This is a genomic window from Proteus sp. MB838 (assembly GCF_054767435.1).
Map to the genome: position 1 here is coordinate 39,353 of NZ_BAABMO010000028.1, position 12,662 is coordinate 52,014.

At 33.3% G+C, this 12,662-nt stretch carries 5 protein-coding genes; all 5 read right to left on the reverse strand.

Translation table 11 applies throughout. The features are described 5' to 3' along the window. Positions 1-26 precede the first annotated feature (26 nt). On the reverse strand, positions 27-1,952 hold the full coding sequence (locus ACYUCW_RS12705) for a calcium-binding protein (protein WP_460408734.1): 1,926 nt from the start codon (positions 1,950-1,952) through the stop codon (positions 27-29). Beyond that, positions 1,933-8,358 (reverse strand): calcium-binding protein, encoded by a 6,426-nt coding sequence (locus ACYUCW_RS12710; protein ID WP_460408735.1) that lies wholly within the window; start codon positions 8,356-8,358, stop codon positions 1,933-1,935. Before ACYUCW_RS12710 ends, ACYUCW_RS12705 begins: the two co-directional genes overlap by 20 nt. Positions 8,359-8,537: 179 nt before the next feature. After that, entirely contained in the window at positions 8,538-9,830 is a 1,293-nt protein-coding gene (gene thrC / locus ACYUCW_RS12715) for a threonine synthase (protein ID WP_460408736.1), read from the reverse strand. Between the two features lie 3 nt (positions 9,831-9,833). Then, the gene (thrB, locus tag ACYUCW_RS12720) at positions 9,834-10,763 is read right to left on the reverse strand and encodes a homoserine kinase (protein ID WP_004248956.1); all 930 of its coding nucleotides are present in this window, start codon (positions 10,761-10,763) and stop codon (positions 9,834-9,836) included. 2 nt (positions 10,764-10,765) lie between these two features. Then, the coding region (gene thrA, locus ACYUCW_RS12725) for a bifunctional aspartate kinase/homoserine dehydrogenase I (RefSeq protein WP_460408738.1) at positions 10,766-12,662 on the reverse strand (1,897 nt) is incomplete at its 5' end.

Below are 12,662 nucleotides of genomic sequence, written 5' to 3' on the forward strand. Positions count from 1 at the left end.
CTATTTTTATTGGGTCACAAGGGAAATTATAAATGCTTAACGACCACAGCTAAAGGCGACCAGTTTGATGAGGGAATAACATCACTGCCTTGCATCGTCGATAGTTGTTGCTGATTAAATTGAGCCATTTGTTGAATAATTGTCGCAAGCGCTCGTGGTGACAATATTTGCTGCTTTTCCACAACCTTCACCGTATTATTTTCAGCTTTCCCTACCCTTGTTGTTTTAACCGTTAAAATAAACTGATTATCGGTAGTTCGGTACTGCCAATCTTCACCTACTTGGGAAGATATTAACTTTTCATGCTCAGATAACCCTAATACAAAAATATGGCTCATTTCACCTTCATCATACACCGTCACTTCACTATGACGTTTTTGTACTATATAAACATTATTACCACTTCCTCCACTTAGATAATCATTCCCTGAGGTTGAAATAAACAGATCATGTCCACTTCCGCCATTAAGATTATCATTACCTTCCCCAGCAATTAAAATATGGTGCCCTTTATTGACAACAATATGATCATCACCTTTCCCCCCATCAATCACTGAACTACTTTGATTATGATTAACAACAATATCATCACCATCCATTAATTCTATCATTGGTAATAAATCTATGGCTTGAGAAAATATATCTTGTGATCTGTTTGAAAATAGTTTATTGAGAGACAAAATAGAATTAACAGGTTGATTATCATTAACGGCAATATCATCTCTCAGTAATTCTGTTACCTTTAATGGATAAGGCTCTAGTGTTTGAGTGGATATAATACGCTGTAATTGCGTTGAACGTGATGATGGTTCTTCTCTATGAAAATACTGAGGATACAATGATAATGCCTCTTTATTTAAACGTAGGGAGGGTGGGATCATCAGAACATCACTTTGATGACTCAACCTAACATCCAAAGTGATAGTGGGGATCAGTAAACGCTGACCGCTGTCTGGCTTAGGCAAATGAAAAACTCGATTATCTTTATCAATAAATTGAAGTGTCATTCCTGAGTTAAAAATAGCACTAACACTTTCCGTATCGAAAACAAGTTTAATATGAGCATCAGGATTATAGCGATGAGATAAAACGCCATCACTAAACATCAAATCAAATCCACTCACATCGGATAAAAAGAAATGACTAGTACAATCAGATGTTAATTGTTTATCATTATCACTCAGAGAAATAGTGATCTTTTCATTTCTATTTTTAGCTAGCAATGAGCTTATTTGATAATTGTCATAACCGCGACTCAGTTTAATTGATGAATGAGCCGCAATTCCAGCATAATGATTATTTTCGCTATTACCCTGTAGATTAAGCTTTAAATGTTCTCCAGAAGAGAAACCACTGTATTGTAGCTCAGGTAATAATTGAATAAGTTTAGTTTTATTTTCAGATTGAATAGACAATGTGTGTTTATCGTCATTAATAGAAAGCTGTTGAAGCTTCTCTTGCTGATTATACTTTTCTAAATAACTAAAGTTATATGATACCTCTCTTGGTTGATTATTATTTTCATTAATAGTAAGTATAAAACCATCCATAGTCACAATGGTATATCGATGGGCTAATAATTGACTATTTTTATCTTGGTATACATGACTTAATGCAATTAAATGCTCGATAAATTGATCAGGATCTTTATCATTACTAACTTTAAGCGTAAAAACAATATCTGTTTCACGACGAGAAATAGCGGTAATTTCATCAAAAGTATAATTTAACTGGATAAGACTAGCTTCTGTATGCGTCTCTTCATCAATAATAGTTTCAAGTTGTTTAACATTATTATCCGTATTTGATGCTCTTAGAATCGTATAACTATCATTCCCCGCCCCTCCTTGTGCATAACCTTCCCGTAATACCAGCGTATCATCTCCAGCTAATCCATATAATGAATCTACCCCTCCCATGCCATTTAAATAGTTATTTTTTTTGGTCACCATAAATAATATCATTACCTATTTCACTGCCTACTACATTTTCAAAACTCTCTAAATAGGCAATAACGGGTTGTTTTTGTAGTGTTATATTAGGCATTGTATCCGCTAATTTATGGGTATAGATTTGTCCTTGCTCTTGAAAGATAAAAAGTCTGGCATGAAAACTCTGGCTATTGGATTTATTTTCTCCCCCGATAAATTTAATATAATTTTTAGATAGGTTAACTTCATACCCTATATATTTTTTTTCTGTCTGAATAATACGTAATGTATCATTACCTTCTCTACCATAAAAACGGCTGGCATAACGAGGAGATTCAGAAGTGAACACATTAAAGGTGTCATCTTTTTCTCCTCCACTTAATCGTTTAGTCCCATTATGAACATCAAATATATTTTGTGTTATTAATGGTGCAGCAATAATATCATCCCCATTATAAGTATTAAAATAAAATAGCTCATTCTCACGCCAACTTGGCTCAAAATATTGTTTTTCAGCTGTTGATTTAATTAAATCATCTGTTAATTCTCCTGATGATAAATTTTGCCATGTTTTTTCTTTTGTTGTTCTTATTTTATCAAAAAAAGAGATATCCACCTCATCCTCAAAAACAGGATTATCATCTTCAAATGCAAAATTAATCGTATAACGATTTAATTGATTAACATAAAAATCCATATCAAAAATGAGAATTTCATCTGTTGCGATGGCTTCTTTAGGAACATAGTATTTATATTCCGTTCTTTCGACACTAAGATAATGAGAAAGCGCAGCTATCTTTTCTGCTTCTTCTTTACTTAAATTTTTCGCCACTCGTTGTACAACAATTTCTCCAAACGGATTAAGTATATTATCTAACGTTTTCCCCAATATACGAGGGATCACTTTATAATAATGATGTTCTTCATAAAGTTGTTTCTCATTCGTATAAAAATAATAACTGTGAGGCTCCTGTTTTTTTATTTCTTTAAGATGTTCTTGCGCATTTTGGGCAATCATGGTTTCTAACTGTGATATTGTCTCTAAATAGACGATTTCATTCTTTTTGCTTGGTAAGATATCCCCCATTAAAAATGCATAAAAACCATTATTAAGTTCTTCTAGTGGTGTAAATCCTATTTTTTCTTTCGCTTCTTCTATCAGTCTTGCGGCATTATAAATTGAAATGGCTAAGGCGATAACAGCGCCCGCGACAATACCAATAGGCCCCGCGACCGTCGAGCCAGCAAGCATTGCGATAGAAACCCCCAAAGTAACCAATCCGGAAACTATAGCTAAAGAGCCATTCACAATATAGTCAATCCGTCGTTTTTCATTTTTTTCTACTGAGATACGACTAAAGTTATCGTAGATATTATAGATATCAAATCCAATAGACAGGATATTAAGCCCGATACCTATTCGAGTGCTGGTTTTACTAATATACTCCAAAGGATTATTACGGTACTTTAATAATCCTTTAGCTAAAGCGATTTCAATGAGTTCAGATAAGCCATTATAGGCCATTTCTGACCATGTTATGGCAAGATTATTGATGGTCTCTCTATGCTCTTGAGGGGTTAATAGCGGATTATTAAGTTGCTCAGCAAGCATAAAGGTTGAATTGATTGATTGCCATATACCGAAGCTAATATTAGCGTAACCAATTTTACTGATAACTCTCATATGTCTGGGAATTTTTAATGAAGGTATTCTTAAATTTTCCCAATCTTGCTGATTATACTGTTTACTACCTAATGCTATTATTTTCATTAATCTTTCATGAGCCGCGACATAATCAGCTCTACTGGACATATGAGAAAGAAAATATTTAATTTTATCTTGTTTGTTATTTAATAGATAACGTAATAATGCAATAACTTCTTTATCTTTTTCATTGCCCGTCACAGATAAAAAATAATCATTAAGATGCTGAGGATCAAAAGTAATTTTTTTATCCCAGTTCTCTATCTGATTAAGATCTATCGCATCGATACTTTCACCATTTATCTTTGCACCTAAATAACAGAGTAATCTTTTGTCAATGACAAGATTATTAATTTCCACTTTAGAAGAAATGGTAGAGCTATCTTCACTTGTGGCTAAGTTAACTTCACCTTTAAACTCATTGAGTTTATTTAATGCTTCTACTGGTGATAAAGCGCTAATCTCTTCATCAGACTGACTGATAACAGCGAGTTTTTTTAAATTATTTATGGTCTCTTTATAGAGTTCAAAGCTTGAAATTTTGCTCAATAATACTCGTGATAAAATACCTTTATTACCCTCATCAAAAAAAGCATTAAGCCTATTTTTAGATAGTTCACTTAAATTATCTATTAAGTGAGGAGTATCATAAATTGCATGAATAATTTCAATAACTTGATACGTTCTTTCCGTTAAACTATAGTTCCCATAGTCTTTATTAGTTATTTCTTGCCACTGTTCAAAGTTCGTTCCATCCATTAAAAATTGGTTAAATTCTTTATTAACAGAGGGATCATAAAGTGATTGAATTAAATTCCTTTTTATTAAACTATTATCTGACGTATTAAATATCGCCGATAATTCAACCAAATATTTCTCAATTGCATTATCAATGAGTAAATCGTGATTTATTATTTTATCACTGAACTCTGCAAGTTTTTCTTTATGATATTTAAGGTTAATTTGATCGACTTTCCTAATAATTGCACCTAATTGAGCATAATTGATCTGATAGCGATTTAACTGAATGTAGTTTAAAATATCAGCAATGGTCATATTGTCAGAATAGTCAGGAAAAATAGTGCTAATCTCATTCTGATAACCTAACTTAAACTCTTGATTATCTCTATAATTAGTGTAATTGTGTGAGACGAATTGATAGATTTCTACAGCATATTTTTTATTTTCAATATCTACTCTTTGCCTATTAGACATTGTATTAGGCTCATTAGGTACTGTTTCAGTAAGTAGCGTATTAGATGCACCTGTATCAGCAAGTAAAGGGTGACCAATAAACTGACTTTCAGTCGTCGGTTTTACCATAATGTATTCATTTTCAAGTATAACACTGTTATCCGTCACAGTATAAATAGGCATATTTAGCCGCTGAGCAATCCCTTCAATAAATAAATGACCACTTTGATAACTAAATAAAGTCTCCTTATTGGCAAAAACAATTGTTCTTTCACCAACAAATTGATGTTGTAAAATAACATTTTGTAGTGATTCAACACGGCTTTTCTGCTTAACAAGCGCATTGGTGGCAGGAAAGTATTCTTCATTTCCAGCAGCAATCACTCTTATTTCATGTTTTAAACAATAATCAAGAAAACGGCCTATTTCTGGTTTATCTTTTAAGTATTGTGTTAATTGTTCACTTTTTACACCATTATAGAAATAAATGATGATATCATCTTGATAAACGCCACTAATGCTTTCAATAATAATATTATCTACAAAATCTCTAGTAATAAAATTATTATCAACAAATAAAAAATCAAAATTTTCTTTACTTTCATTAAATAACAGATAACTACCATCTATTTCATTTTTGTTCTGATTAAATGACTTTTCTAGTAGGGTAAGAGGATCATTTTCATTAATATAAAAATTACTAGGATGATAGCCATGGTTTCGCTCCTGATAATTATTATTAAAATAACTTTCTAATTGTGCTATTTCATGAATAATCACTCTATTATTAAACTGATGATTGCTAAAAAACTCAAGATATAAATCACGATAAATACCTGTATCATCTGTTTTTTTTATAGAATCAATTTCATCTTCAATCAAATGAAGAAGCTTATTAACATACTTGTTGTTTCTATATTCTGATAATCTTTGATAAGTTACTTTTAAGTGCAGTCTATTTTCATCATCTAAAAGAAAAATATTTTTTATTTCAGAAACATCAATACCATCAATAATTTCTTTTAACGCTTTATAATTATTTTTAAAATTAATCGTATAATCATAACCAACAACCCCGATATTTCTATTTTTATCTAATATTAAAAAAGGGTTATCAATAATTTGCTCATAAATAAAATTACTAATTCCAGTATAACCTTCATTGATTTCATTAACCATCATTCGATAAAAAATTGCTGCTGCTAGGCTATTTTTTTGTGCTAATGCAATTAACTTTTCCTTTCCATAAAGGAGATCGCCATAGAATAATTTATCTTCTATTTTCTGTTTCACTTGATTCAGGATATCAACAAGAGAAATATTTTCATTGTTTTGATTAAATAGTATAATATCATCAATTATAGAAAAACTGGCTATTATTTTATCAAAATAAATATTCCCCCTTAGTGTATCAATTAATGAAACAATTTTATTCAATGAAAATGATTTTTTACCATTTAATAAATAACTATTAATCTTAATTAAATCTCGATAATAAACATCATTAAATTCCAGATATCCTTTTGGCTTACTCATTTTTTGATGTGCATTAAATTCAGTAAATTGAATATCAATACCATCACTATTGCTCATTATAATTACTTTACTGGATTTATTATTCTCAAGAATTTTATCTAAATTATTTTTAACTAAAAATATTCCCTCATCAACAAAAACATTTTTGACCACAACTTCAACTAATTTACTATTTATTTTAAGTTCTAAAATGAGATCACGCTGTTCACTGTAATGAATAACTCGTCCAACAACACCATCTTTAAAAGGCAATGAAAAACCAATTTTTTTTATATTTTCAGCAATACCTTTATGTAACTCGATTTCATTTTGATCCCATAAACTACGATATTTTGTTGTAGGATTTCTTTTATATTCATCAATTATAAAATATTCTTTTCCATCAGCTTTATTTAGAGTATAAGAGCCCATTGTTTTTATTAAAGCGTCTTTTATTGATTCTATATTAGAAAATTCCGTCAATTCAGAATTAGAATCAAATAGCGTAAATTTATAATGATTATTAGAATATCTCTTATAAGCAAGAGCAATGGCATGTGTTTTAAATGCAATAATCGCATAATATTCATTATAATATTGCATTATATATTCTAAGTGATAATTTATTTGTGAGAGACTACTTTCTAGCCTATTTGCATTCGATGCTTTCAAGCCATTTTCTGCTAAAATTTTTCGGTATTCGGTCGCCTTTGTTAAATCAAAAATTGTATAATTTATTTTTTCATATATTCTCTCCATTTGAAAAATCTGTGCGAATTTAATTTCCTTGATCTCTTTAATCAATTTTAATACTTCATATTCTTGTACACTATCAAATATAATTTTTTCAAGCTTATCAGATATCTTTTCTTTTTTGTCCTTGTAAAGGTTAATATTTTCCTTTAGCCAATGTAAATATTTATTCCCTCCTTCTATACCATTATTTCTAACCTCCAATAAATATTTCAAACTTATTCCATAACATACCCCTGAAAGTGGATCAAAATGGCTAAAATTATAATTATTTTCAGCTGAAGCGACAAGATTAATTCTTCCCATTATCTTTTCTAATGGTATTAATAAATCAGAAGTTTGTGAAAAATATTTAACGGATTTATCTTTCATTTTAGTAAAGAACCAATCCTTATCTAATTTATAAAGTAAATGTTCACCATTTTCTTTTAGCTGACGATGTTTAGCTACGGCAATCAAGAATGCTTCATCAATATTATTAAGATATATATGGAGTATTTTTTCTGAGTTTTCATTAGAGTCTCTAACAATAAAAATATTTTTATATGAATAACTATCTATTAATTCAATAGTTAAATGACTATCAATATGTACCTGTTTTTTTGCCTTAATATCATTAATAACTTCGGCATAAATATCTTTAGGTGTTACTTGCCAATATTTATCGAGAGTAAAGAAATTAAAATATTCGTTCTTAGCGTAAAATCGGTAAGATATAGAGTTATCAGCAATACTGTTTTTAACCATTTGATTAATAGTATGAATAAGGTCATCTTTTTTAGAAAAGAATTCTACCTTACCTTCAAAGTCAATGATTTTAAACAATTGATTGGAATTATCTATCTGTATAAATAAGTCTTTATCTTCTATTTTTAAGTGAAAGAAACCTGAAGGATAGTGCTGAAATACTGAATTAACACGTGCTTTATTTAGCTTTTGATAATTTTTGTTTGTAAGATAAGAATTATTAACAAATAAATTCTCTATACTTGCATTAATCTCTTTTACAATAAAATCAATCGCTTTAGTAAATTTATCCCGATTATAAAGAGATAAATTACTTTCTATTTTTATTAAAAAATCATTAGCAGCATATTCATTTTTATAAGTAAGAATATAAATATAATTCTCAATTAAAACACGCCTTACTGACTCAATATTAAAAGGTAATTCAACACTATGCTCTTTAATATATTTCACTATTTCCAGTGTAATTCTTTCAATATCATCATTGATATTAATTTTCTTAAATCCACCCATAGCCTACCTCTTTATTGTTAATTACATTAAGAGATAAAAACTAGTGTAATTCTCCTTAGCATTAAATGATTATTTTCTTATTTTTATTTGGGTATAAAATTATTTAAAACAATAAAAAAGCTCACCCTTATAGTGAGCTTTTTAATAAAAACAAAATTAATTAATATAAATAATTATATTTATTTAGGTGCTCGTTCTAACAAAAATGCTCTTAATTGAGAAAAATCTGCCGGTAAAAGATGCGATAGTAATTTTTTATCAGCACGCTCAGCTAATTCTTTTGGTAAAGGTAATGTATCACCTAAAATACGTTCGACATTTTCTTTAAATTTCGCCGGATGAGCAGTACCTAAAAATACCCCATATTCTCCTTCTTGTAGCTCATCACGTAATAGACGATAAGCAACCGCCGCATGAGGCTCTGAAATATAGCCTTTTTGTGCCAGTTCACGTACGGTTTCTTCCGTCGTTTCATCGCTCACAGCCCCATGCGAAAGATCAGACAACAGCCAATCTTTGCGATGATATAACTCTTCAATACGAGGCCAATTATTAGGCTGGCTAACATCCATCGCATTTGAAAGTGTTGCTATTGTCCGATGTGGTTCCCATTTACCACTATCTAAATAGCGAGGAACGGTATCATTCACATTGGTCGCTGCAATAAAGCGTTTAACAGGTAATCCCATAGATTTAGCCAGTAATCCTGCAGTGAGATCACCAAAATTACCACTTGGTACAGAAATGACTAATTGTTGACGTTTTTCAGCTGGAATTTGTGCAACCGCTTCAAAGTAATAGCAGATTTGTGCCAGTAGGCGGCTAATATTAATCGAGTTAGCCGAGTTTAAATGCATGGTGTTCTTTAAATATTCATCATCAAATGCCTGTTTGACTAATGCTTGGCAAGCATCAAAGTCATCTTGAATAGCAACAGTATGAATATTTTCCCCTAATGTACAAAATAGTTTTTCTTGTAATGGGCTGATTTTTCCTTGGGGATAGAGGATCACGACTTGGACATTATCTAACTTGTAGAAAGCATGAGCGACCGCTGCTCCTGTATCACCGGATGTCGCCGTTAAAATTGTAACAGGCTGGTCACCCGCGACTTCTGATAACATTTGAGCCATAAAACGGCCACCAAAGTCTTTAAAAGCCAGTGTCGGTCCGTGGAAGAGTTCAAGACAACTAATATCCTCTTCTACTTGTGTCACTGGCGCAGGAAAAGCAAATGCCGTATTCACACGTTTTGCTAACACATCAGCAGGAATTTCATCACCGATAAAAGCACTTAAAATACGGCTACTGCGTGTTGCAAAGTCTAATTTTAATAGCGCATCAATTTCTGCTTGAGAAAATGAAGGCAAGTCTTTGGGAAAAAAGAGTCCTTGCTGTTTTCCTAAACCTTGTTTAACCGCTTGAGCAAAGCTGACTTGTTCTTGGTTATCTTTTAAATTATATAATTTCATTACTTACCCTATCTCTCTTGCGCCACGAGTATCTAAACGGCAGATGTGTACAAAGCCTTCATCGTTTTGTACATAATGTTGTTGTAACCATTGCGCCACATCTTGGGCAATAGCCAATGAATCAGTAATAGAAAACAGCGTTGGCCCTGAGCCTGAAATACCGCATGCAAGCGCGCCTTTTTGTAATGCAGCCTCTCTCGCTTTATCAAAACCAGGGAGCAACTGTGTTCGATAGGGCTCTGCAATCACATCTTTCATTAAGCTTGCGGCAAGTTTTGGTTGTTGTGTATGACAAGCATGAATAAATCCAGATAAATAACGACCATGATTAATAATATCAGCTTTATCGTATTGTTTAGGGAGGATAGCCCTTGCTTGTGCCGTTGAGACTTTGATCCCCGGATAAGCCATCACCCAATACCAATCGTCAAAAGCTGGCACAGGCTGACAAATAATGTCGTTTTGTTCCAAAATAAGTTGTAGACCACCTAAATAACATGGCGCGACATTATCGTAGTGCACACTACCGGAAATACGGCCTTCCAGCTCTCCCATCATTAATAATAAGTGGCTTTCACTAAATGGTTTGTGAGCAAATTCGTTTAATGCAACGAGTGCAGCCACAACAGAACAAGCACTTGATCCTAATCCTGAGCCTATCGGCATGTTTTTTTCAAGTGTCATCGAGACAGGTAATTGTTTACCTAATTTTTCACAAAATAGCTCCCAACATTGATAAACAATATTTTGCTTAGCATCAGAAGGTAATTTACTAACAAAGCGCCCTTTGCTGTGAAGTTGAAATTCTTGCGCCGCTTCAACGGTTACGCAATCTCCTAATAATTGACCATCAATAGGCGAAACTGCGGCTCCTAACACATCAAAACCGACACTCACATTGCCAATTGACGCCGGTGCATAAACTTTAACCACCTTTAAACTCCTAATTTCCATGATAGTGTACGTAATACATCTGCAAATACCCCAGCAGCAGTGACATCATTTCCTGCACCATATCCACGTAAAACTAAAGGAATTGGTTGATAGTAGCGAGTGTAGAAAGCTAGCGCATTTTCACCATTTTTTACTTTAAAGAGAGGATCGTTAGCATCAACGGCCATTATTTTGACTTGGCATTTCCCTTCATTGATGATCCCCACATAACGTAATACCTTCGCTGACTTTTGGGCTTCTTCGACTTTAGCATCAAACTCAACATCTACTTGAGGTAAGCGGTTTAAGAAACTCTCGACATCACCTGTACTATCAAATGAGCTAGGTAAAACAGGCTCTACATCAATATCACTCAACTCTAATTGATAGCCCGCTTCACGAGCGAGAATAAGCAGTTTACGTGCAACATCCATTCCCGAGAGATCATCTCTTGGATCTGGCTCTGTAAAGCCTTTTTCTTTCGCAGAAAGTGTCGCTTCAGACAAGCTTTTTCCTTCATCTAGCTGACCAAAAATATAAGAGAGTGAGCCAGAAAGAATACCATTAAATTGCACCAACTCATCGCCAGCATTAAGCAAGTTCTGTAAGTTTTCAATAACAGGTAAACCCGCACCAACATTAGTGTCATATAAGAATTTACGACGTGATGCTTCCGCTGATTGGCGAATTTGATGATAGTAATCCATCGACATCGTATTGGCTTTCTTATTAGGCGTAACAACATTAAAGCCATTTTGTAAGAAATTGGCGTATTGCTGTGCAATCATTTCGTTTGAAGTGCAATCAACAATCACAGGATTGAGGAAGTGGTACTCTTTTTCTAAGCGAATAAGCTGACTAAAGCTAAAAGGCTCTTTAGCTGCTTGTAGCGCTTGTTGCCAATTATCTAAATCGATACCTTGCATATTGGTTAGCATCGCACGTGAATTGGCAATCCCACAAACACGTAGGTCGATATGTTTGTTTTTTAGCCATGCTTGTTGACGATGGATCTGCTCGATTAGCGCGCTGCCAACACCACCGACACCGACAATAAAGACTTCTACGATTTGGTTAGTGTTAAAGAGCATTTGGTGACATAAACGCACCGCATTCGTCGCTGCATCATTGGCAATAACTGCAGAGATAGAGCGTTCAGAAGAGCCTTGAGCAATAGCAACAATATTAATATTGCCTCGAGTTAAAGCAGAGAAGAAACGGGCTGAGATCCCTTTAAGGGTGCGCATACCATCACCGACAACCGAGATGATAGCAACATTGTTCATAATATCTAACGGATCAAGTACGCCATCTTTTAACTCTAGATAGAATTCTTCTGACAGTGCTTTTTGCGCTCTAATTAGCTCTTTTTGCGGTACACAAAAACTAATACTGTATTCAGATGAAGATTGAGTAATTAATACTACCGATATTCCTGCTCGCGACATCACGGAAAAGACACGAGCCGCCATACCCACCATTCCCTTCATACCTGGCCCTGATACATTGATCATTGCCATATTATTCAGGTTAGTGATCCCTTTTACCGGCGTGCTGTCATCTTTTTGACCATCACCTATTAACGTACCCGGTGCTTCTGGATTGCCCGTATTTTTAATTAAACAAGGGATTTGAAATTGAGCAATAGGTGCAATAGTGCGTGGATGAAGGACTTTGGCACCAAAGTAAGAAAGTTCCATCGCCTCTTGATAGGACATGCCTTTTAATAGGTGTGCATCTGGGACGAGGCGTGGATCACAGGTGTAAACACCATCAACATCCGTCCAAATTTCACAACATTGTGCACATAAACACGCGGCTAATACGGCGGCTGAATAATCTGAGCCATTACGACCGAGAACCACAAGCTCATTTTTTTCATTACCGGCAGTGAAACCT